This window comes from Peribacillus sp. NPDC097224, assembly GCF_044761985.1.
In the GTDB taxonomy this organism is placed as follows: domain Bacteria; phylum Bacillota; class Bacilli; order Bacillales; family DSM-1321; genus Peribacillus.
In genome coordinates this window covers 43,679-65,438 of record NZ_JBIWDK010000007.1, presented here as the reverse complement: position 1 = coordinate 65,438, position 21,760 = coordinate 43,679, and the positions used below count along the sequence as shown (strand labels likewise).

Annotated in this window: 23 protein-coding genes and 1 pseudogene; 9 read left to right on the top strand and 15 right to left on the bottom strand. The window is 37.4% G+C overall.

Going from position 1 to position 21,760, the window contains the following annotated elements:
- The first annotated feature begins 8 nt into the window (after positions 1 to 8).
- The 4 genes from dndD (at position 9) to ACIQXR_RS14250 (ending at position 4,918) form a co-directional block, all read left to right on the top strand.
- The gene (gene dndD, locus ACIQXR_RS14265; protein ID WP_402873370.1) at positions 9 to 1,988 is read left to right on the top strand and encodes a DNA sulfur modification protein DndD; all 1,980 of its coding nucleotides are present in this window, start codon (positions 9 to 11) and stop codon (positions 1,986 to 1,988) included.
- Positions 1,985 to 2,356, top strand: coding sequence for a DNA sulfur modification protein DndE (dndE, locus tag ACIQXR_RS14260; RefSeq protein ID WP_402873367.1), 372 nt, complete (start codon positions 1,985 to 1,987; stop codon positions 2,354 to 2,356). The genes dndD and dndE overlap by 4 nt, the downstream gene beginning before the upstream one ends.
- A 9-nt stretch (positions 2,357 to 2,365) precedes the next feature.
- Positions 2,366 to 3,484: a cysteine desulfurase family protein gene (locus ACIQXR_RS14255; RefSeq protein WP_402873364.1), complete on the top strand. Its 1,119-nt coding sequence runs from the start codon at positions 2,366 to 2,368 to the stop codon at positions 3,482 to 3,484.
- Positions 3,485 to 3,622: 138 nt separating this feature from the next.
- Positions 3,623 to 4,918 (top strand): hypothetical protein, encoded by a 1,296-nt coding sequence (locus tag ACIQXR_RS14250; protein ID WP_402873361.1) that lies wholly within the window; start codon positions 3,623 to 3,625, stop codon positions 4,916 to 4,918.
- Between the two features lie 31 nt (positions 4,919 to 4,949).
- Here the strand turns inward: ACIQXR_RS14250 and ACIQXR_RS14245 are convergent, their stop codons facing one another.
- The 5 genes and pseudogenes from ACIQXR_RS14245 to ACIQXR_RS14225 form a co-directional block, all read right to left on the bottom strand.
- Entirely contained in the window at positions 4,950 to 5,408 is a 459-nt protein-coding gene (locus ACIQXR_RS14245; RefSeq protein WP_402873358.1) for a DNA phosphorothioation-associated protein 4, read from the bottom strand.
- A 2-nt stretch (positions 5,409 to 5,410) separates the two neighbouring features.
- Positions 5,411 to 7,402, bottom strand: coding sequence for an AAA family ATPase (locus ACIQXR_RS14240; protein WP_402873355.1), 1,992 nt, complete (start codon positions 7,400 to 7,402; stop codon positions 5,411 to 5,413).
- Positions 7,403 to 7,576 (bottom strand): hypothetical protein, encoded by a 174-nt coding sequence (locus ACIQXR_RS14235; protein WP_402873352.1) that lies wholly within the window; start codon positions 7,574 to 7,576, stop codon positions 7,403 to 7,405. It lies immediately after the preceding gene.
- Positions 7,577 to 7,590: 14 nt separating this feature from the next.
- The gene (locus tag ACIQXR_RS14230; RefSeq protein WP_402873348.1) at positions 7,591 to 8,961 is read right to left on the bottom strand and encodes a DEAD/DEAH box helicase family protein; all 1,371 of its coding nucleotides are present in this window, start codon (positions 8,959 to 8,961) and stop codon (positions 7,591 to 7,593) included.
- Positions 8,962 to 9,368: 407 nt separating this feature from the next.
- A pseudogene (locus ACIQXR_RS14225) lies at positions 9,369 to 9,932 on the bottom strand (competence protein ComK).
- A gap of 594 nt (positions 9,933 to 10,526) precedes the next feature.
- On the opposite strand from ACIQXR_RS14225, the gene ACIQXR_RS14220 reads away from it, so the two are divergent.
- Genes ACIQXR_RS14220 through ACIQXR_RS14210 form a run of 3 tightly spaced genes read left to right on the top strand, consistent with a single transcriptional unit; the run spans position 10,527 to position 12,548 of the window.
- On the top strand, positions 10,527 to 10,901 hold the full coding sequence (locus ACIQXR_RS14220) for a GntR family transcriptional regulator (RefSeq protein WP_402873345.1): 375 nt from the start codon (positions 10,527 to 10,529) through the stop codon (positions 10,899 to 10,901).
- The gene (locus ACIQXR_RS14215; protein ID WP_402873342.1) at positions 10,898 to 11,776 is read left to right on the top strand and encodes an ATP-binding cassette domain-containing protein; all 879 of its coding nucleotides are present in this window, start codon (positions 10,898 to 10,900) and stop codon (positions 11,774 to 11,776) included. The genes ACIQXR_RS14220 and ACIQXR_RS14215 overlap by 4 nt, the downstream gene beginning before the upstream one ends.
- Before the next feature lies 1 nt (position 11,777).
- Positions 11,778 to 12,548, top strand: coding sequence for a hypothetical protein (locus ACIQXR_RS14210; RefSeq protein ID WP_403080216.1), 771 nt, complete (start codon positions 11,778 to 11,780; stop codon positions 12,546 to 12,548).
- Between the two features lie 96 nt (positions 12,549 to 12,644).
- Here ACIQXR_RS14210 and ACIQXR_RS14205 read toward each other — a convergent pair whose 3' ends face one another.
- The 3 genes from ACIQXR_RS14205 to ACIQXR_RS14195 form a co-directional block, all read right to left on the bottom strand.
- Positions 12,645 to 13,109, bottom strand: a complete 465-nt coding sequence (locus ACIQXR_RS14205) for an SMI1/KNR4 family protein (protein ID WP_402873336.1) — start codon at positions 13,107 to 13,109, stop codon at positions 12,645 to 12,647.
- 150 nt (positions 13,110 to 13,259) lie between these two features.
- Positions 13,260 to 13,814: a hypothetical protein gene (locus tag ACIQXR_RS14200; protein ID WP_402873334.1), complete on the bottom strand. Its 555-nt coding sequence runs from the start codon at positions 13,812 to 13,814 to the stop codon at positions 13,260 to 13,262.
- 55 nt (positions 13,815 to 13,869) lie between these two features.
- Positions 13,870 to 14,283, bottom strand: coding sequence for a cytidine deaminase (locus tag ACIQXR_RS14195; protein ID WP_402873331.1), 414 nt, complete (start codon positions 14,281 to 14,283; stop codon positions 13,870 to 13,872).
- Positions 14,284 to 14,513: 230 nt separating this feature from the next.
- On the opposite strand from ACIQXR_RS14195, the gene ACIQXR_RS14190 reads away from it, so the two are divergent.
- Both ACIQXR_RS14190 and ACIQXR_RS14185 read left to right on the top strand, forming a co-directional pair.
- Positions 14,514 to 15,059 carry a GNAT family N-acetyltransferase gene (locus ACIQXR_RS14190; protein WP_402873329.1) on the top strand — a complete coding sequence of 182 codons (546 nt, stop codon included), beginning with the start codon at positions 14,514 to 14,516 and terminating at the stop codon, positions 15,057 to 15,059.
- A 120-nt stretch (positions 15,060 to 15,179) separates the two neighbouring features.
- A complete protein-coding gene (locus tag ACIQXR_RS14185) occupies positions 15,180 to 15,701 on the top strand; it encodes a hypothetical protein (protein ID WP_402873327.1) in 522 nt (173 codons plus the stop codon).
- Positions 15,702 to 15,749: 48 nt separating this feature from the next.
- Here ACIQXR_RS14185 and ACIQXR_RS14180 read toward each other — a convergent pair whose 3' ends face one another.
- From ACIQXR_RS14180 to ACIQXR_RS14150, 7 genes are all read right to left on the bottom strand, one after another.
- Positions 15,750 to 15,962, bottom strand: a complete 213-nt coding sequence (locus ACIQXR_RS14180; protein WP_402873324.1) for a helix-turn-helix domain-containing protein — start codon at positions 15,960 to 15,962, stop codon at positions 15,750 to 15,752.
- A gap of 13 nt (positions 15,963 to 15,975) precedes the next feature.
- Entirely contained in the window at positions 15,976 to 16,518 is a 543-nt protein-coding gene (locus tag ACIQXR_RS14175; RefSeq protein WP_402873321.1) for a DUF2975 domain-containing protein, read from the bottom strand.
- 152 nt (positions 16,519 to 16,670) lie between these two features.
- Positions 16,671 to 18,338 (bottom strand): amidohydrolase, encoded by a 1,668-nt coding sequence (locus ACIQXR_RS14170; protein WP_402873320.1) that lies wholly within the window; start codon positions 18,336 to 18,338, stop codon positions 16,671 to 16,673.
- A gap of 155 nt (positions 18,339 to 18,493) precedes the next feature.
- A complete protein-coding gene (locus ACIQXR_RS14165; protein ID WP_403080215.1) occupies positions 18,494 to 19,609 on the bottom strand; it encodes a muconate cycloisomerase family protein in 1,116 nt (371 codons plus the stop codon).
- 21 nt (positions 19,610 to 19,630) lie between these two features.
- Entirely contained in the window at positions 19,631 to 20,272 is a 642-nt protein-coding gene (locus ACIQXR_RS14160) for a 3-oxoacid CoA-transferase subunit B (protein WP_403080214.1), read from the bottom strand.
- Entirely contained in the window at positions 20,269 to 20,955 is a 687-nt protein-coding gene (locus ACIQXR_RS14155) for a CoA transferase subunit A (RefSeq protein ID WP_403080212.1), read from the bottom strand. Before ACIQXR_RS14155 ends, ACIQXR_RS14160 begins: the two co-directional genes overlap by 4 nt.
- The gene (locus tag ACIQXR_RS14150) at positions 20,952 to 21,683 is read right to left on the bottom strand and encodes a carboxymuconolactone decarboxylase family protein (protein WP_402873309.1); all 732 of its coding nucleotides are present in this window, start codon (positions 21,681 to 21,683) and stop codon (positions 20,952 to 20,954) included. Before ACIQXR_RS14150 ends, ACIQXR_RS14155 begins: the two co-directional genes overlap by 4 nt.
- Positions 21,684 to 21,760: the final 77 nt, after the last annotated feature.

Here is a 21,760-nt window from a genome sequence, read left to right as displayed (position 1 = left end):
AGCAACACATGAGAATAAATGAAATTCAATTAACTAATATAGGCGCATATAGGGGAAGCAATACATTCGATTTCCGCACCCAACATGATAAAAATGTCATCTTGATTGGTGGGGAAAATGGTGCAGGCAAGACGACTCTTTTAAATGCCATTAAACTTGGGCTTTTTGGGGCATACTCTTTTGGGTTTAAAACGGAGAGTAACGATTATTATAAAAGAGTTAAAAACATTCTTAACAATGAGGCAAAGAAAATAAATGAAAATAACTTTCGTATAAAGCTGGAGTTTACATTAGTGGATGGTTACGAAAAAACTGATTACATCCTTTATAGGCACTGGAATTTTAAAAATGAAAGTTTAAAAGAAACATTCGAAATCATAGCTAATGGAAAGCATTTATCCACTTATGATAAAGAGCTTTTTCACGCCAAGTTAAAAGAAGTCATGCCTCCACAGTTATTAGATTTATGTTTATTTGACGGAGAAGATATCTCAAGAATCGTGAATGAAGACCTTTTGTCTGATTATCTAAGAAATCTGTCAAAAGTCGTATTCAATTTGGATTTATTCGAAGTATTAGAACTTGATTTAGAATCCTATTCCAATCAAAATATTGACCTCAAAAAAATGGAATCGATTGAAAAAGATTTATACGAATTAAATAACACAGAAAAAATGATTAAGAAGAATATAAATGATTTAACTACTCAGCTTAACGAATATAAAGTGAAGAGACAAGAATACCAAGATAGCTATAATAATGAAAAACAACTTTTTGATACTAATGGTGGGTTGGTTAAAGCAGAAAGAGAACGCATCTTAAATCAAATTCACACTTTGGAACAAGAGAGAAAACAAAATGGAGAACAAATTAAAGAGTTTGTATCCTCACTTCTTCCCTTTGTATTAGGTGCAAATTTACTAGGTGAAACAAGAAAACAGTTAGCTGACGAAGAATCTCTTCACCTTCATGCTCAATTGGATTCAAAGCTATCAGTTGAGGCTCTAACTGACATTCTAAATTCTATCTCAAGCCCCGAAAATAATCAGGAAATACTCAAGAAAAAAATACTAAATATAGTTCAACCAGAGGAAAATTTAATCCTGATACATGATGCTTCATTTTCTGAGAGTAGCTTGATAGAAAGTATGTACACCAAGATAAGTCATTATAATAAACAGGATATTTTAAACATTATTGAAGATAATAAAGTTAAATTAAAATCTTTATATGAGCTGAGATCAGCACTAAAAATTAATGACACTACAAACGAGTTTAGTGAAATGATAGAAAAAATGGAGAAATTACAAAAAGTTATTTTTGAATTAGATACAAAGGTCACAGAATCCGAAGAAAAGTTAGTAGAGTTAAATCGTTCTTATGAATCTACATCTAATGCTTTACAAAAAATCCATTCTCAACTTAAAGATAATGAAAAGACACAAAGTTCTTTCTTAGAATCACAAAAAATCATTACTTTAAGTAAACGTTTTAGGCAAATACAATTAAAGAAAAAACTGCAAGAAGTACAAATTGCAGCCACCACAATGTTAAGAAAAATATTAAGAAAACAGAACTATATTTCATCTATCCATATTGATGAAAACACCTACGACATTATTCTATTAGATTCTAATAAGGATTCGATTGAAAAAACGACACTATCGGCCGGAGAGAAACAAATCCTTCTAATATCATTAATCTGGGCCATTTTCAAGAGCTCTGGAAGAAAGGTTCCATTTATCTTTGATACATTACTTGGTCGTTTAGACAAGACCCATAAAACTGCTGTTCTACAGTATTTCATTCCTAATTGTGGACAACAAGCTATTATCCTGTCAACGGATAGTGAAATTGATACAGAGCATTATGAAATATTGAAACCTTTCGTTTCCAAAGAATATATGCTGGAATTTAATGTTGAATATAAAAAGACCAAAATCATTGATCATTATTTTTCTTTTAAAAAGATTGGAGAAAGTGTATGAACTTCCGATTAAAGACTTCCAAATATACTGGAGATACATTAATAGACTTACAAGCTAGTACAGGATTAACCTGGAATGTATTGGCCCGTATAGCAATAATGCTTTCTCTAAAAGACCCCTGTCTTCCTAATGCAGTGGAAAATAAATCGGGTGTAGATATTCACCGCAATGCATTAACTGGGGAGAATGATTACTTATTTAAAGCCTTAATAAAACAGCACGCAAAAAGAAATATTCCAGATGAAGAGTACTTTCCTGAACTGTTTAATGCTCATTTAGAAAGAGGCATAAAAATTCTAGATAGCGAATATAAACACGCCGGTAATTATGAGAAGCTTTTAATTAATCTATTAAAAATGGAAAACTAGGTGATAAGTATGCTTTATTTGGATAATAGTGCAACAACCAAGCTCCATCCAGAAGTAAAAGATGCGATGCTTCCCTATTTAATGGAAGAGTTCGGTAACCCTTCTAGTAAATATTATTCCGTAGCTGAAAACGCAAAAACATCTGTCAAAGAGGCTCGGCAATCTCTTGCCTCTTTACTGGGGTGTTCTGATTCAGAAGTGATCTTTACTAGTGGTTCAACTGAAAGTAATAATATGATTATTAAAGGAGTAGCTGATTATTATTCCGATAAAGGTAATCATATTATTACTACAGCAGTAGAACATCCATCAGTATTAGAAACATGTAAATACCTAGAAAAAAAGGGGTATGAAGTTACATACCTAGAAGTTGATCAGTATGGAAGAATTTCATTAGAAGAACTTAGGAAAGAGATTAAAACGTCCACAATACTCGTTTCGGTTATTTGGGGGAATAATGAACTAGGCTCATTAAATGATCTTCTTTCAATCTCTCAATTATGTGAAGAAAAGAAAATTTTTTTACACACAGATGCAACACAGGTGACTGGAAAGATAGACATTAATTTAACTGACTATCCAGGTATCACTTTTTTATCATGTTCTGGACATAAATTCCATGGACCAAAAGGAATCGGTGCAGTTTATATAAAAAAAGATCAGTATGATATATTGACCAAAATCACACCCTTATTACATGGGGGTGGACAAGAGCAGGGTCTTCGAAGTGGTACTTTAGCTGTTCACAATATTGTAGGAATAGGCAAAGCAGCAGAAATAGCCTACAACTCATTAACAAGCAATTATACGAAGCTTATTAATTTGGAAAAAAAATTAGTTGGTATCCTTTCAGAAAAATTCCAAGAACAAATTCATTTTAATAACGATTCAAAAAATAAAATACCTGGTGTCATAAGTGTTCAATTCAAAGGAATAAATAACGAATTATTAGTGAAGAAGTTAGCTCCACTAATGGCTGTATCTACAGGATCTGCATGCAGCTCAACTAAACCATCTCACGTATTATCTGCAATAGGGTTAACCATCGACGAAGTTAGATCTACTATTCGCTTTTCCCTGTCTAGCTCTATTATGGAAGAAGAGCTAAATGTATTTAAACAATTGTAGGGTTCCCTACAATTGTTTTTTTATGCTTATCTTTTCCCCTTCCTCATAACAGAGTCTTAGTTTAAGGTATAAAAGTCTTCAAAAAATTGATACAATAACATAAAATACCATTCTAGATAAAAGGAGGTCTATAAAAATATGGATATTCTAAATATAATTAATGGATATATAGAAAAAAAGAAAGATGATTATAAACACCCCTCTTCAGAAATTGCTGACTTGTTAAATGGCGGAAAAGCAATTGAAACAATATCATCCCAATATGGTTATCCTTCTGAAAAGATTGTTGAAATTTTAGAGGAATCTAATTACTTTTGTGATAAAGTAACAGGTTTATGGGAGTTACAAAATTACGATTCTTCACTAACTGATAAAAAAAAGAACTTTCTAGAACAAAACCAAGTTTTTTTCTCTGACAGTGCTTCTGTTAATACCCAAGAAAAAGGCATTCCTGGTACTAATAAAAATGAGCAGTATGAAAATTTGGATTTAGAAAAAATATGTAATTCAATCAACGAGGGTATTTCAATTGATTTTATTAGTAAACAAAATAATATGACAGTATCCGACTTAAAAAACTTATTAATAGCTAATCAATATTATTATTATGATTTTATGAATTATTGGTCTAAACTTGAGGAAAAAGAACTCTTTGAAGAATTAATACATTTATTAGACACGGGACTTACTATTTATGATTTATCAGGTAAGTACGTTAGGGGCTCTAAAAATAGGATAAGGTTTGTTTCAACTCTAGAGAAATTATTAAACAACTATAATTATAATTATAACTCAAAAAATAAAAAGTGGGAAAAGGAGGATGTTTTTGAAAATATCCCTAAAATCATTGAACTAATAAATAGCGGTAAATCAATGAAGGATGTTGCTGTAATCTTTAAAACACAACCAAGTGCATTGCGTTTTACTCTTAAAAAGGAAAATTATCATTATAATCATCTATTGAATATTTGGACTAAACAAAATCAGATTGACTTATTAAAAAATGTTGCAGCTGAACTTCTTGAAGGAACCACTACCATCGAAGAACTTAAAAAAAGAGAAATAAATATTAAAAGTTTATTAAACGAACTTGATAAACATGATTTTATTTATTCCCAAGAATCATTTAATAATTCTCTTAATGCTGATAATAAAGAACCACATTCATATTTAAACATACCTATTGAAACACCAAATAAAAAGTATAGATTAATTAAAAATGAAAAGCTTATTTTCAATACAGAAGAAATTAACACATTAAAGGAGCTCATTCATAATTGGAATGTTCAAAAACATGCCTCAAATAATAATGAGCAGCTAGAACTTAGTATTTTTATTAATCAAAGTTTATTAACTCAATTAACAAATACTTCGGAAATAGAAGGATTAAGTCGTTCCAAAATTATTGAAAAGGCTCTCAAAAAGTACTTCTAATAATAAAAAAGGCGGATATACCGCCTTTAATTTAAAATGTTAATAAGTCAGCAATATCCCTCAAATTTCTTTCTTGTGCTGTTGTTTCTGATTCCATTGACATAATATAATCTATATAAAGATTCAATGCCTTTTTTGGATCTTCCATAACCCTTTTATATAAAATCTCTATTCCTCCTGCTGCATATTCCTCAAATATTTGAACTTTTTTATCGAAAGTTTCTTCGTCAGTATTAATAAGCTTAGGATCGTTTGTCTCACTGACTGCAATAGCATTAATTACAGTCTCATCGGTTTCAAGATTGAAAACATTCCAATTTAAACCTTCTAATGACGCAGTGAATTCTCTTTTCTTTTTTTCCATGAATCCTAAGATTCCAGCTGCCATAAAGACATCTTTGTACGTAGTGAATATTCCAAATTCTTCTTGATCAGTTAATTTTATATAATACTCTTCTTGATCTTTTGGTCTTCTTAATCTTCTATACAATCTTAATCCACCTCAATTGCTTTAGTATATTCAAATGGCTCATGCTTATTTATTCTTGGATCATTATATTTTAAGTGATATTCCTTACCAATAAATTCTTTCATTTGTCCTTCAACTTCTCCTCGCCATTGTGAAGTTGAGACAATTACAATCACTTGATCCGACAATTTATGAATTCCCTTAGCAATTCTTTCTCTATGATCTGAATCTAGCGCACCAAAGGGTGAATCCATTACAAGAGGATAAATACCTCCTTCTTCAAATGAGTTTTTAATTTCTTTGTTAAATTGATCTCTAGCAAGATCTACAATAGCTCCTATAAAAGAAAGACTAGTAATTTGTCTCTCACCTTGAGACATCCCTACCTTGTTGTCATCTTGATTAAAAACGTTTAATGCATATTGTTCTGATAGTCTTATATGATAGCCTTTTCTTAGAAATTGCTTATATACATCAGAAATTTTTTCTTGTAATTGTATTCTAACCAGTTTTTCACGGATTTGATAAATACTATCCATTGACTGTACCAGTACCTGACAAGCATCAATCCTCTTCTGTGCTAGTTGAGCTTTATCAGCTATAGAATTTATTTTTTTCTGTTCTTTTTCTTTTTCGTGAAGTTGTGTTGTTACCTGACCCAATTTAATTTCAACTCCGCCAATATCCCTTTCTATTGAACTATGGTTTATCTCAAGTTTTTCTAATTTTATTAATAAGTCAGAAATTTCTTCCGAATCTTTTTCATTTAGTTTTGACTTAATCTCTAGGATTTCTTCATTAATTCTACGCTTAACGCCTTGTAAACTTATCTCTTTTTGTTTCATTTCCTTCAAAAGCACATAAAACCGCGATCGTTCACTTTTAATAGTCTTTATATTTGATCTAAAGTTTACAATTGCACTATCCAAACTTTGCGGTGGTAATGTCTCTTTCACTCTCATTAAGTGTGCATAAGAGGAAGAATTTTCTTTTATTTCTGTTCCGCACATACATTCTCCGCGTTCAACTAATTCATCAATTAATACAGAAGAACGTATCCCAGGTAATCCTCCACTTTCAAATTCTTTTTCATTAATTATACTTTCAGATTTATTAATAGGCGTATAACTAAATGCTATATAACCACTCCTACTAACAAATTCTGTGATTTCCTTTGTTAGCTTATTCAATTCGGTTTGAATATTTTCAAATTCTATATCTTTCTTTTCTTTCTCCTCTTGCAATTTTTGAGATCCTTCTATTAATTTCAACTTATTTTCTATTTCTTTTACTTGTTTTTTTGTTGCATCTAAATTGCTAAATAACAGTTTTTTTCTATCTTCTAAATCCCTTTTCTTAAGTTCTAATTCTTCTATTTCTTCAATCAAATGAACAGTCTGAGGATCCCCGTAATTTTTCAATTCAGATCTGAATTTTGTGCTTGCATCTTTAGTATGTTTTACAGCACGTTCCAGTATTTCTAAACCCATAATATTTTTAATTGCATCCTTAACTTCATTAGTACTATTATCCTTTGATAAATTATCAATTCTTTCTCCGTCAAAGAAGAAATAGCTTCTTAAGTTTTCAGGTAGAATTCTATTTATCTCATTTGTAGGATTTGAAATATTTTCTAAATTACCGTTATTTTTATAATCTAATTGGAGTTCAGGTTCTGTATAAGTAATCTCTCCACCATTACCTATTCGAGCAGTAATTTTACGACTCAATATATACAATTTTTCATGGTCACTAAATTTAATGGTTACGGAGCCCTCTACCTCTTCTCTCGGATCTGCACTTTTAATAGCATGTTCATTAATAATATTTTTTTCATTTGGCAAATCTATCTTTCCATAAAAGCACCAGCTAAAAGCATTTAATAAAGCTGTCTTACCCGATCCATTTTCTCCATGGATAACTGTTACGTTTCTTGTTGGAGACTTTGAAAATATAATAGTTTGAGTATCAAGATACTGCCTGAAGTTCTTTAATTCAATTTCTTCAATTAACATTTATTTCACCCGTTCCTTAACAATATCCATTATCACACCAGTAATATTTGTACCTTGTAGATTCTTACGATGTAATATCTCCTTTTCGGCTTCTAAAATATCTTTAAGAATAAAAACATACTCTTCTGGTAGTGCAGCTAGTATATTCTGCACTTCTTCTCTTTCTATACTCACTAAAATTCACTCCTTTATATATTTAATAAATTATAATCTTGCTTAAGTTTATTTAATTCCTCATGTGCTATGGGTCCATTAATTGCTAAATTGGCAAACTCTGAAAATCTAAGAAGTTCCCTTTTAATCAGATTTCTTTCTATATTAAATACTGATGGCCCGACTTTATCTATATCATCTAATTTTCTTGGTACCACAATAAAGTCATGTATGTGTGAATATTTTTTTGATTTATGCTTCCTTAATACCCTACCCCTTCTTTGTATAAATTCTCTAGGATTCGTACTACTCGATAAAATATAGGCAGTCTGGGTAGCCGGTACATCTACCCCTTCATCTAGACATCTGATAGCAACTAACCCTTGAAGATCTCCTTTTTCGAACATATTAAGAAGTTGTTTTCTTTGTTCTTTATCCTCCCTAGATGTAAAAGTATGCACTTTCATATCTAAATCATTCCCCAGGAGCTTTACCACAGAATCAATTTGTTTTTCTCCATCTAACGTACTATCACCACAATAGAAAATATTAAATTTTGTATCTTTCCGATCTTCCATTAGTTCTTTAAGCAATACTAATTTATTGCGAGCTCTACTTAAAATTCTAGAGCGCTCAATGAGAAGTGAATGTAATGTTTCCTTTTTCTTTAAATCCTCTGTCTGATGAGCCATTTTTGAAATTTTCTTTGTAATCTCATAATAATATTCACTTTCATCCTGATCTAAATACACAATATGGGGGTAATAATAATATTCTGTTAGAAATGTTCCTATAGCTTTATCTAACCCATATTGATAAACGATAGAATTTCCAAAATATCTAATAAGTTGATCTGTCCCATCTTCGTCGTGCCATCTATTAGGAGTTGCAGATAATGCTAAGCGATAAGGAAATGAAGGAAGTAAAAATTCTCGATTGTTTGTTGCACCTAAATGGTGAGCCTCATCCGCAATAAATAGAACCTCTGAATTTAAGGTACTAAATATATCTTGCATTGCCTCTGAGGTAAATGTAGTAACCGTCGTAATAACACAAAAATGATTTATAAAACCTAACTGAAAGCCATTAACCTCTCTAAATAAATCTTCTTCCCATATTTTTCTAGAGTGATATGCAACAATAGGTGAGATATTAAACCGTTTAATATCTTCTACCCATTGATCAACTAAATGTGTATAGGGACATACAATTATAATCCCTAATCGATTAGTTACCTCTGCGAGTTTTGTAGCTGCCGTTAAGGCGGTTATTGTCTTCCCAGTTCCAGTAGCCATTTCTAGTAAACCTTGGCATTTATTCTTAAACCAACTTCGGATTGCTTCTTGTTGATATTCTCTCACTTGGATATCATTTGGAATCTTAGGAAAAAATTTATTTTGTTCCATAATCCTGCCTCCAGATTCTAAATAATTCACTCTATTTTAGTGTAAATCTATATTTTGTAAAAAAATCTAATCTTACTCAATTTTATCACATTTTCACTTGACTTAATTCATAAAAGGAGTACTTATCAATAAATAGAAAATAAACGACACCTGCTGAAATCCCCATGTCGAGAATTGGTAATAACAGTTCGTATCAACTTGAAAATTTTATTTATTGATGAAGCTTTTGAAGGTAGTAAAAGAATAATCAAGTAAGTTATCACTTAAGAGGCTATGGATATTCTAATTTGTGACCTCTAAATATTTAATTGATTAAAAATTTTAAGGTCAGGAGCTAGTCAAATTTTATATGATATCATACAATTCATACCAAAAAACAGCCAACCCAAGGTCAGCTGCTCTCCATCTTATTTCTCCTCCTTTTCCTTCACTCTGTAATTAATATCACCAGGATCCTTACATAAGGTAAAGCCACTTTCCGGTTCAAATAAAAAGGTCTTTATTCTTTGCGTGCGTGCAGCTAAGGTTGTATGCAGGAAGGCAGATTGATTTTTCTTGAAATCGATTTGATTGAGACTCATTGGTACGGATATACGGTGACCATAATTTGTAAGGACCATGGTCTCTTTTTTACTAATTGGTATTAAGTCACGTATGTGTATATAGGAAAACCAGATGCCTCCGGTTTTCCTGAAAGAGTTGGATGAGAACCAGACCATCCCAAGTTCGGCGTTAATGCAGACTGGTAGCCGGTATTTTTCTCCAAGAACAGACTTGGCCCCTTTAAGGGCGCCCTCCAGATTTTAGCCTAAATAGATGAATGTATTATTTAAGATGTTCAGAGGACTTTCTTTCACCAGAAACATCTCTTTTCCTTCTATTACTCTAGTCATTTCTTCTCCGTTTACGTGGTATTCCCCTACCATTGCTTCTGTTTTCTGGTTTATTAGGTACCTTTTTCGTATAACCACTTCATCTGCCCCCATCTAATAATTTTTTCTATAACAAGATTTACTGGACATAGGATCAGGTGTATTCCTGTTAGATGCCCTTATGTAATGATTCCCTACGCTTTCTAAAGTAGATTTTTACTCTTCTTCCATCACCCTATATGCTCTATAGTGACTAACCCCTGAATCCGGTTCAGTGTCCAATCTTGTTGACTATCTAGTATGTATTTTGCCCAACACCACCGAGACCATTATCCTATTTTATGTATTTTTTGTAAAATAAACCTAATATTTTACACCTATAAAAACTTGTTCTTTTTGATTCATATTCCAGTTAAATGAACTTACCCTTTACAAAACAGACCCACAAAGGCATAATTTTTACATTTTCTCAATGAAGATTCGTTCATTTTTACTGATTTTCTTGTCATTTTGTGAAGTTCATTAGAACTTTTAGGTCCGGTCTCTTTGAAAATGACAATTTCATGAAATTTGCAGACATGGAGCTCCCTCCACTTAATTATTGACAAATATTGGTTAACCCTTTATGGTTATACACATAAGTATATAACCATATAAGTTTTATTATGGTGATTCTGAAAAGTGGTGAGGGAAATGAAACCGTTCCATCAGGATAAACCGATTTATTTACAGATACGCGAGAAAATCGAGGATCAGATTGTGAATGATCAGTTAAAGGAAGGCGACCAGGCTCCTTCCACGAACCAACTCGTCAGCTTTTATAAAATCAATCATGCTACGGTGTCCAAAGGGGTTAATCAGTTGGTGGAAGAAGGGATTCTTTATAAAAAAAGGGGGATTGGCATGTTTGTAGCGGAAGGTGCTAAAAGCAAGCTTGTTCAAAAACGGAGAGAGGCGTTCGTCGATCAGTATGTCATCGGATTGGTCCAGGAAGCAGATAATCTAGGCATCAGTGAACGTGAAATAGTGGAGTTCATTAGACAGGTGAAAGGACGTGGGTTGCATTGACGGTAGAGGTTATTGTGAATAATCTTGGTTTACGCTACGGGGAGCACCATGCCCTGCAGCATATTGATTTCAAGCTTTCTGGACCGAAGATTTACGGTCTTCTCGGAAGAAACGGGGCAGGAAAAACGTCCTTATTGTCCATTCTCTCCTCATTCCGCTCTCAAACGGAAGGTATGCTTACAATCAATGGTGAAGAGCCTTTTGAGAATGCAAAGGTCATGTCTTTGGTTAATTTCATTTACAGTAAGGATTATAAGGAAGAATCCGAAAACGCCAAAAACCTTCTCAAGGACGTCGAAAGGTATCGAGCCAATTTTGATCGTGACTATGCGGAGAGTCTCCTCAGGAAATTCAATTTACCGGCAAATAAACCTTTGAAGAAATTCTCAAAAGGGATGCAATCCGCCTTTGATGTCGTGACTGGATTGGCTAGCAGGGCACCTATCACCATTTTCGATGAAGCCTATCAAGGGATGGATGCGCCGACACGTGAAATATTTTACCGGGAAGTGTTAGAGGATCAAGCTCACCATCCGAGGATTATCATCCTTTCCACTCATTTAGTTTCGGAAATGGATTATTTGTTTGATGAAGTATTGATTCTGCATGAAGGAAAGCTGTTACTTCAGGAAGAGTATGAATCGTTCATCACGAAGGGCGCTTCGATCACCGGAGAAACTGAAGAGGTAGATGATTTTGTGCGGGGCCTTGAATTGAAGCAGTTAAGTGTACAGCAATTGGGCGGCACCAAGTCTGTAATGGTTTTCGGGGAACTCAGTGAAACCAAACGAAAAGAGGCGCAGCAAAGGGGACTCGAACTTGGACCCGTTTCGCTTCAAGATTTATTCATTCACTTGACTGGAGAGGATGTCTGAAATGAATCAAAAGCCTTACTTACAAGTAACGAGGGATATGTTTTGGATGCAGTTTGTTTGGACACTCAGCTTCTTTGGCGTCATGTTGCTTATCCATGGAATTAAAATAACCACTTCTCAGTTTAGCGAGGATGAAGTAAGTACATTTTTCGCCTCGTCTTCCATTACTTCCAATATATTTATGCTTGTCATCGGGATTATCTCCTCATCTAGTTTCATCAAACACTATGTAGGCCATGGAATCACAAGGAAAGATTTCTTTTATGGTGCCACTATCGCTTCCGTCACCTTGTCGATCATCATTCCCTTAATGTCAGCAATCATTACTCAGGTGATTTCGTTTATCATCAAGCTTGCTGATTTACCGATCGTTTTTCAAGGGTATAAGTCGGAGCATATAGATGATGGCGGAAACCTCATTAGTGATATGATCCAATCCGTTATTTTAACACCGATTGTAGAACTTCACAGTGACCCGCTATTAGCCCTATTGATCTTCTCATTAAATATCCTCACCACTTATATAGTAGGATGGCTCATCGGGGCGGCCTTCTACCGGTTTGAAACCATTGCCGGCCTTGGCAGTATTGCATTGGGGGGCTTAGTTCTTTATATAGAAGACGTTCTCATGCATGCCGGACTCGCAATTGGGATGTATAACTACACCTTCACGATGCCTTTGTATGTATCGGTCTTCGTGGTGTTGGTGATAGTAGGAATAATCCTTTGTATCATTCGGCAATTTACTAAAAGGGTGGCCATTAAGGTTTAATAGGGATGAGGATGATGTTAATAACTATAAACGTAAAAGCCTCACTACATGTCGCATGTAGTGAGGCTTTGTTTTTCGTTTCAGCTGGTGTGGCTGTCACTCGTCTTCGTCTTCCCACACGGTTAATCCGCTTAAGAACGTTTCGAAGTCGGGAGCTAATTTAATGATCTTCTCATCTTCCACATCAACGAATATAACAGGCGGGTTATCTTTCGTCTTTCTGTAATCGAGGGCCGTCCATGTATGTCCATCGCCGGAGATAAGGACAAGGTTTTTCGGCAAGTCCCATTCTTCGATTAAATATTCGCTATCCAGGATGCCGTCTTCTTCGGCAATTCCGTTAATATAGTCCACGTTCACATGGTCATCCGCCCATGATGTCGGAACATCAGTTGGATAGGCATTGCATTCAATATAGCCACCGTTCTGTTCTTTAAGGAGCGTTATATAAGCTTTCGGTAATTTTACTTTCAGCTGTTTTTCTGCCATTTTGACCATTTCATCTGTTAATGGTGCTAACTTCTCTATTTCTACATCTTCTAACCAGATGCTTTTCCCCATTGTTTGCACTTCCTATACGTTCATATTTTCATTCAAGACACATGATACATGGTTCATTATTACTTGTATAGGATTTTTATCCTTTTCTTGTTCAATATTCATATTACTAATGTTTGGACTCCCAACACTTAAGCTATATGTAAAGAAGATTCACGAACCGAAATACTCAATGATTTCAAAACCTACATAATCTGTTTTGTCTGGATATTCCTCTCGATAATAACAATTCCAATAGCTTTCTACTCGACTTTCGATTGTATGATAAAATCTTGGATTTTCTGTAATGAAATCTTTTATTATACCCTTATCAATATGACCTACATTTTCTTTTATCACTTGTAAGATTTCAATTACATACTCCCCCGTCAGCCGAATGATATAGGGAAGGATCCACCCATTGTAGTCACTGCATTGATGAATGATCTTTTTTAAGTGCTTTTCTCTAATAAAACCATCGTGATGTCTTGTGAATAAACAATCTACTACTATTTGTTGTCGATCTGTTAAGGATTGATAGTGCGATAAGGAAAGTTCATTATTGTAAATGCGTTCAGGGATCATCAACCTACTTCCCTTAAAGTTAATCTCAAAACAGGAAGAGACGTCTAACCTATTTGTTTGGGTAATCATTCTCAACACCCTCATCGCATCTTCCTCTAATTCAGGTGGAAACGCTTTTACTAATTCATATTTTTTACCTAACATTTATTCACCAACTATAATGTGCTTACTGTTCATCTTTTTCAAAGACCCCATTGGTTCAGGAAGGATCTTGATTATCATAGGCTCTAGACCAATGAAATGGTTGGATTTCCTCCAGTGTTTTATATACAAGTCTTTCATCTGGGTTAGTAATAGCTGCTTTTACATGAGGACCCCAATACCAAAGTCTTTCTTGGCATACCCCACAAGGAGTTAAGACTTTAAATTCAGCCTTTTCGTTATCTCTTGCAACACAAACAGAATGTGTAATCTTTGTATTCAGCTTATGTGCTTCAAGAATCGCACCCGTTTCCATACATAATTCTGTCGAAGCATTTATGACCTCTGGCGCAACACTTGTCAAGACCATACCATCTTCCGTATACATTGCTGCGGCACCGCCCCATCCAGAAGGGTATCTACTTGTGATCAATTCGATTGCTGCTTGATACAGTCTTTGTTCAATCTTCATGCTTCTTCCCCCATTACCTTGCAAAAATCCTTTACGTTCTGCCACTTACTTGACCCATTCAAACTTTAACAATCCTATCCCGCTTTAGCATAAATTTACATAATCTAATTTACTTTTTTTGGTAGTATATAAAGAGAGGCTTATTCAGCTAGCGGGCCGTGAGGTGAATGATATAGGGTTTAATGATTCTTAAATATTTTCAAAAACATCATAAAAGGAAGTGTTTGAGATTGGGTAGTGAAGATAAACTCATTATTGCTCCATTAACTAATGACTTAATAGAGGATATCAATCTGACAAATGATTATTTTACGTTATATGGTAGAGTTGTCCCCCGTTTACAAGCAGGAAAGTGGTCTTATGAAAAAGTTCTTTTTGATAAATCTAGAGAAACACGTTTTCCAGATGACGAACTGGATTGGAGCCACTATATAAACCAAGAGGATAAAGCTTTGTTTTTAGCTTATCTGAATGATACGTGCATAGGACAAATTAGAATCATTCAGGATTGGAACCGCTTCTGTTATATTGAAAACATTGCGACTAAGAAAGAGTATAGAGGCAGTGGCGTCGGAACGTTGCTCTTACATCAAGCAGAAGAGTGGTCCAAACAAAGAAACCTGATAGGCATGTCCTTGGAAACCCAAGATGATAATCTTGGCGCCTGCAGATTTTATGTGAAACAAGGATTCATGCTAGGTGGAGTGGACACACTCAAGCAGTCCTATAATCCTGATATCGAAACCACTTTATACTGGTATAAGTTATTCAAGTAACGGAGCTTTAGCGAAATCAGTCATACAGTCGTCGTCCATGTTCAATGCCTGAGCCTTGTTCCACTGAAGTTCGTACATATCCAAGTTAGGTGGTGAACCATTGTGATTGATTGGCGATGGATGGAAGTTGATACATTAGAAAGTCAAGAAAAATGGAATGAAGCAAAATCGCTCCTGATAAAGAGTTGGCGGCAGAATCCCCAAGACTTGAAAGTGGCTATTCGACTTGGTTTCTTTTGCTGGTATGTCTTAGTCCAAGAGGGACCTTTAGGGATTAAAGATATAGATTTTAATGAATTAGAAGCTGTGTTAAAGGAAGTTACGCATTTTGGACTGGCTAATTTTATTACAAATGAGGATTTTCTTTGGTGTTTTGGTTATATGATTTCGCTGTTTCCCTATTATTTCGGTGACTATGAATATTGGGAGGAGAAAGGCATTTCGATGAACAAAAGTGCCTATGAACGATGCCCTGATGACCCCGTATATGCATATTCATACTTAGCATCTTTCCCCAATACTGGTCAAAAACTTAAAGGGAAATTTCATCAGGTGAAAGATCAGGTGAAAGCGGTTCTTGAAGATAGATTTCAAGGAGAAGGTGTCCTATCCGAATATTTTAGAGACGTGTGGCGTAGTTAACTTTCAGTCCATATTAATGAATAGTTGTAAACTGGCATATAACCATTGTTATATGCCAGTTTTTTCTTCATATTCGAGTATGTCACCAGGTTGACAATGTAATGTCTGGCAGATTTTTTCTAATGTGTCAAAGCGAATACCACGCGCTTTACCTGTTTTTAGTATGGATAAGTTAGCTTGGGTAATTCCAACTTTTTCCGCTAACACTTTTGAAGAAATTTTTCTTTCTAGCATGACTCGATCTAGATTAATTTTTATCATGAGGATCTCCCACTTAAATCACGTTGTTAGAATCGTCTTGCAAGGATATTCCGTATTTAAAAACCACATAAAGCGTATATACGATAGCTAATAGAAGAATGTTTCCTAGTAAACCTGGACTGGAATTCGAAAAAACATTACTGACATTGTAAGCGTGTAGTTTTGCAAAGAACAGCTGACTGATGAACTGCAAAATAGTGAAGCTTGTGATTGCGATTAGGATTTGTTTGAGGCACGTAAGATTTTGGTAAACAAAGAAGTCTTGTATATAAATATTACCGATCATTTTACGTAGCGCATACATAATGATAAACAAACAAGCAATGATTGCTAGCGCCACTAAGCAAGAAAGTACTAAAAACCATACTGATGGGTTTGTGTTTAAGTTTGAGTTAACATCTACATACTGTAGTAATTGTTTTTTAACTCCATTCGGAACTAACAATACAGCTCCAGTCCCAAATAGTAGCATTAATCCGGCAAACGCACAAAAAAATTGAGCAATCAGAGACATAATTGATAAGAATTTCAAAACAGACTTGGTAAAAAGACTCATTAGATATAGCCCTCCTTTATCACTTTACATTTATTTCCTTTTTATTATAAAACAATAAAGGATTATTGTAAAACAATAATTATAAGTTTTGAAAATCGCTCGCAATCTTGTAAAAAGAAGATGCTCCATAACCGAAGCATCTCCCTCTCGTCTCATTTTCCCCTTTCGAATACGACCCTTCCCGCCACGACCGTTTTCACGGCTTTGGCTGTCAGCATCTCGTCTGTCGTGCCAACGAATAGGTCACGGTCGAATATCGTGAAGTCTGCGACGTAGCCTGGTTTGATGTAGCCACGCTCATGCTCTTTGTTGATCGCCTGGCTACTGCCGATCGTGTACAGTCGGATGGCTTCGAAACGGGATAGCTTTTGTTCCGGTATGTAGCCATCATGCTCGGTGCCTGGTTTTTTCCGTTCGACTGCTGCATAGATGGTTACGAGTGGATCGATGTCCTCTACCGGTGCATCCGTTCCCGCTGCACACATGATGCCCCGGTCCAGCAACGTTTTCCATGGATAGGCTAAGGAAAGGCGCTCTTCACCTAGGCGATCGATGACCCACGGGAAGTCCGATGGGACGAATGCCGGTTGGATGTCCACGACAAGTGGTAGTTTGGCCATTCTTTCGACTAGGTCCTCTCGCAATATGCAACAGTGGATGAAGCGGTCCCGCTTGCCGCTTGGTGCCGGGTATTTTTCAATGACCCGAAGGACTTGTTCCGTCGCCGCGTCCCCAATCATATGGACGGCAACGACTTCGTTATGCTTGCGTGCCAATTTCACCAACGTCTCCAACTCTTCATCGGTTTGGATGAAGAGTCCTTTGTTATCCGGTTGATCGGCATATGACTCGGATAGGGCCGCCGTCGACCCGCCAAGGGCCCCGTCGGCAAAGATCTTCATCGCGCCCGGTTCTACATAGGGCTCGTCAAACTCTGCATTCGCTTCGATCATTTTTTCAAAAACGGCGTTATGCCGCAATATATTCACGCGGAAATGCTTCTTCTTGCCAACGACGCGGTGAAACGCCGTGAGTGGGTTCCGAAAGTCTCCGAAATAGTTCATTTCCTCTGTGTGCCCACCCGTCAGGCCATAAGAAAGCATGTTATCCACAGCAAGGTTCAGTGTGTTCGTCAATGATTCTATGTACGCTTCCCCTTCTTTTGGCACAGCTTCCGTAACAGGGTTCATCGCTTGGTCGAACAACAGGCCATTTAACCTGCCATCCGCACCTCTCCCGATTTCCCCACCTGCTGGAGGTTGGCTGTCTGATGTGATGCCGCCTGCTTCAAGCGCAGCTGAATTGCCCAACACGACGTGATGGCAAACCCGCGTCAACAGGATCGGTTCTTTTCGAATCGCATCCAGTTCCCCGATCGTCGGAATGCGCTGGTCAGCGAAGTTATTTTCATTCCAGCCTTCCCCGTATAACCAGCTATCGGTCGGGGCTGTCTTCGCTGCCTCGCTCACCATCTCCAGCATCTCGGTTGCCGAATTGGCTTTCGTTAAATCAAGACGAATTAACTTTTCGCCTTGGAACAGCATATGAAGATGGCTGTCAACGAACCCCGGATACATGACGGCCCCTTTTAAGTCCACTAATTCGTCTGCCTGGACGTTCAATTCATTGAATGATCCCGTAGCGAGTATGTTGTCACCCTCGACAAGGACGGCTTCTACCGTTTCATGTTCTTTCTCCATTGTGTAAATTGTGCCGCCATACCAAAGTTTCTTCATAGGAAGGATCCCTTTCTCTGCGAGTTTTCGTTTACCATAACGCGTCGTCATTGATATGATATGTCCCTGTTTTACTTTCTCCATGGTTGCCATTTTTCCCTTTATTCTAAAGCAATAGTCCCTCTAAAAATATGACCATCCATCTATACAATCGGCATTTTCCTACAACTATGAATTGTTTAGTCAAAAATAAGGCCCCCTTCATCAAGGTGGGCCTCAGTCAAAGTCACATTTATCTATCAAATTTCTCTCGAATAGTGCTGTACTTTCTCTTTATCGATTTCCACCCCGAATCCAACTCCATCTGGAATGATGATTTCAAAGTTTTCATATTGGATGTCATTCACAGTGATAGTATCTTTGAACAATAATGGGCCAAATAATTCCGTGCCGAATTTCATTTCCGGTATCGTTGCATATAATTGTGCACAGATGGCCGTCCCTAAGCTGGATTCGATCATCGTCCCCCCGTATAAGCCGATTCCAGCCGCTTCGGCAATGGCTGCCACTTTTTTCGTTTGAGTCATTCCGCCCGCTTTGCACACTTTCAGGGCGATGGAATTGCCTGCTCTATGTTTCGCGATTTGGAAGCAATCTTGTATGGAGTTCGCCGATTCATCCGCCATGATTGGCACCTTGAATCGGCTCGTCAAGCGTGCCATTCCTTCGTTGTTCCATGTTGGGAGTGGCTGTTCGATCATGGAGACTCCACCGTCTTCTAAGCGTGCAATGCAGGCATTCGCTGTATCTTCATCCCACGCCTGATTCACATCTACAGTAAGACGTGCTTCATCCCCGACGGCTTTTTTAATCTCCAATACATGTTCAACGTTTTTACTCGGATCGCCTTTACCGATTTTCAATTTGAAGATATTATGACGTTTCTGGTGTAAGAGTTCCTTCGCTTCTTCAATATCTCTATCCGTATCACCGCTCGCCAAAGTCCAGGCGACTGGCAGCGATTTATGAATCTGGCCGCCAAATAATTCAAAGGCAGGCACCTCTTTGCTTCTAGCCGTTAAATCGACCATCGCCGCCTCTATCAAGGATTTGGCAAAGTAGTTGCCTCTTACGTGTTTCGAGATGTCATACATGATTTTGTCAAAGTGTACGGGTTCCTTACCGATGATCAAAGGGGATATATAACGGTCAATATTGACCTTAATCGCTTCCGGCGTGGATTCCCCGTATGAAGCACCGCCTATCGTCGCGACTTCCGACCATCCTTCATTTCCCGCTTCGTCCGTTAGGCAGGCCACAACAAGGGTCTGTTCAACAATGGTATGCATCGCCAATTGATGCGGACGGATCGTCGGTAAATCTAGTATATATATATCTACTGAACGTATTTTCATAGTTACCTCACTCTCACCTTTTTACACAATAAAATCGGCTTCTGTTTTTTCCTTTACTTCTGCAAGCGTTACACCTGGCATCAGTTCAACCAGCTTTAATTGTTGATCGACCACTTCGAATACCGCCAACTCTGTCACGATCATATCCACGCTTCTGGTCGATGTTATCGGGTAGGTGCATGCTTTCAGAATTTTGCTTTGGCCGTCTTTCGAAGTGTGGCTCATCGTTATAATGACTTTTTTCGCACCGACCAATAGATCCATGGCACCGCCTACCCCCAAGATATTCTTACCTGGAACTGCCCAATTCGCAATGATTCCTGACTGTGCAACCTGTAAGGCACCAAGTATCGCCACATCGACATGACCGCCGCGGATCATCGCGAATGAATCGGAACTATCGAAGAAGGAGGTCCCCACCGCTTCACCGACTGGTAGTTTGCCTGCATTGACAAGGTTCGGATCGATATCTTCCTCTTCAACATCCGTTACACCCAACATGCCATTCTCGGTGTGCAGGAATACGTTCTCATCCTCGAGATATTCGGCTACTAGTGTGGGGATGCCGATTCCTAAATTGACGGTACAAGGACCGTGCAATTCCTTGGCCACACGCTTCGCAATCAGATGCTGCACCTCATGTTTGCTCATTTGTTTATTCATTTGCTCACTACCCCTACCTTTGTCAAGATTTGCTGTGCTTGGATAATGGTATCGATATAAAGATGGGGTGTGACGATTTCCTCTGGATCCAATTCACCAGATTCGACGATCTCATCCACTTCTACGATGACTCTTTTCGCAGCGGTTGCCATCAATGGGTTGAAATTACGAGCCGTTTTGTAGTAAACGAGATTCCCTAGGGTATCAGCTTTATGCGCCCGGATAATGGCAACATCCGCGCGGATCGCTTTTTCCAGAATATAATTCACGCCATCAATATTGCGCTCTTCTTTTCCGATTGCAAGCTCGGTGCCGACACCTGTAGTCGTGTAATACCCGCCGAGGCCCGCCCCACCCGCACGCAAGGATTCTGCCAATGTCCCTTGTGGCAGAATTTCCAGTTCAATTTCCCCTCTTTGATATTTGGCACCCACATCACGGTTGCTTGTAAAATAAGAGCCAATCCCCTTTTTGATTTTGTTTTGGTTGAGCAGGATTCCCAAACCCTTTCCTGCTTCCCCGAGATTATTACTGACAATCGTCAAATCCTTCACGTCTTTTTTAGTCAATCCTTCAATTAGCGTAAGTGGTGCACCCACTAATCCAAAGCCCCCCACCAAAATCGTTTGACCGCTTTTGACGTATGATAAGGCTTCTTGCAAATCTTGTGTCACTTTCGTCATGCCTGTCCCTCCCTTGCCCGTTTCAGGGAATCGCTGATTTCAAACCAGGCTGGAATGCCGGCCGTCAGAATGCATATGTATCCCACATCAGCTAGATCCGCCTCTGAAGCTCCGGCCTGTCTCGCTCTTTCTATCCAGGCAATGGCCTCCTCACCCCTCAATTCGGTAATGTAATTGCCCACCATGTTCAGGTATTTCAATCTAGAAGACACGGTTCCCTCACTAAGGATTTTCTCCTCGATCCTCTCGGCTTCATTCGTTTGAATGACGTTCCATGTATCTACTAAAAAACGTGTATCCAGCTCTCCCATCCAGGCAATCATCGTAGAAATCACGTCTTCAATCGTTTCAGGATCATTTGCTGGCTGTTCAACTGGTGTACCCGATAATTCCAGGGCATATGCCAAAGACTCAAGCGACACTTTAAGTGACGGAAGCCCCTTATATAAATAGGAAACTAGTAGGTATTCGACTAGTTCCGGAATCGTTGAACCATAATCCATGGCGCCCTTGGTGTGATACACCATGCTACGTGGATATAGTCTTGCTGCGTTCATGCTGGCCACGAGTACATCCTTCTCTTTACGTGATAACGCGCCATCCTGCATAATTTCACCGCGCAACCCCGTATAGTGGTCTAAGACAACCGGACTGTAATCATGCATTTTTTGCACCCAGCCCGGCACCTCATCATAAACTTCCTTAAAATAATCCAACCCTTTACTCATTCATCATTCTCCCTTCTTATGTAGATTGCCATTTTTATAGTTTGATGGTTATCCCCCACTCGCATCAGGTAGGTCTC

Bases quoted from the DNA above. Each gene is read 5' to 3' on its own strand.
- dndD (WP_402873370.1), top strand. From the start codon at position 9: ATGAGAATAAATGAAATTCAATTAACTAATATAGGCGCATATAGGGGA.
- dndE (WP_402873367.1), top strand. From the start codon at position 1,985: ATGAACTTCCGATTAAAGACTTCCAAATATACTGGAGATACATTAATA.
- ACIQXR_RS14255 (WP_402873364.1), top strand. From the start codon at position 2,366: ATGCTTTATTTGGATAATAGTGCAACAACCAAGCTCCATCCAGAAGTA.
- ACIQXR_RS14250 (WP_402873361.1), top strand. From the start codon at position 3,623: ATGGATATTCTAAATATAATTAATGGATATATAGAAAAAAAGAAAGAT.
- ACIQXR_RS14240 (WP_402873355.1), bottom strand. From the start codon at position 7,402: ATGTTAATTGAAGAAATTGAATTAAAGAACTTCAGGCAGTATCTTGAT.
- ACIQXR_RS14230 (WP_402873348.1), bottom strand. From the start codon at position 8,961: ATGGAACAAAATAAATTTTTTCCTAAGATTCCAAATGATATCCAAGTG.
- ACIQXR_RS14220 (WP_402873345.1), top strand. From the start codon at position 10,527: ATGAAACCGTTCCATCAGGATAAACCGATTTATTTACAGATACGCGAG.
- ACIQXR_RS14210 (WP_403080216.1), top strand. From the start codon at position 11,778: ATGAATCAAAAGCCTTACTTACAAGTAACGAGGGATATGTTTTGGATG.
- ACIQXR_RS14205 (WP_402873336.1), bottom strand. From the start codon at position 13,109: ATGGGGAAAAGCATCTGGTTAGAAGATGTAGAAATAGAGAAGTTAGCA.
- ACIQXR_RS14200 (WP_402873334.1), bottom strand. From the start codon at position 13,814: ATGTTAGGTAAAAAATATGAATTAGTAAAAGCGTTTCCACCTGAATTA.
- ACIQXR_RS14195 (WP_402873331.1), bottom strand. From the start codon at position 14,283: ATGAAGATTGAACAAAGACTGTATCAAGCAGCAATCGAATTGATCACA.
- ACIQXR_RS14185 (WP_402873327.1), top strand. From the start codon at position 15,180: ATGGAAGTTGATACATTAGAAAGTCAAGAAAAATGGAATGAAGCAAAA.
- ACIQXR_RS14180 (WP_402873324.1), bottom strand. From the start codon at position 15,962: ATGATAAAAATTAATCTAGATCGAGTCATGCTAGAAAGAAAAATTTCT.
- ACIQXR_RS14175 (WP_402873321.1), bottom strand. From the start codon at position 16,518: ATGAGTCTTTTTACCAAGTCTGTTTTGAAATTCTTATCAATTATGTCT.
- ACIQXR_RS14170 (WP_402873320.1), bottom strand. From the start codon at position 18,338: ATGGAGAAAGTAAAACAGGGACATATCATATCAATGACGACGCGTTAT.
- ACIQXR_RS14165 (WP_403080215.1), bottom strand. From the start codon at position 19,609: ATGAAAATACGTTCAGTAGATATATATATACTAGATTTACCGACGATC.
- ACIQXR_RS14160 (WP_403080214.1), bottom strand. From the start codon at position 20,272: ATGAATAAACAAATGAGCAAACATGAGGTGCAGCATCTGATTGCGAAG.
- ACIQXR_RS14155 (WP_403080212.1), bottom strand. From the start codon at position 20,955: ATGACGAAAGTGACACAAGATTTGCAAGAAGCCTTATCATACGTCAAA.
- ACIQXR_RS14150 (WP_402873309.1), bottom strand. From the start codon at position 21,683: ATGAGTAAAGGGTTGGATTATTTTAAGGAAGTTTATGATGAGGTGCCG.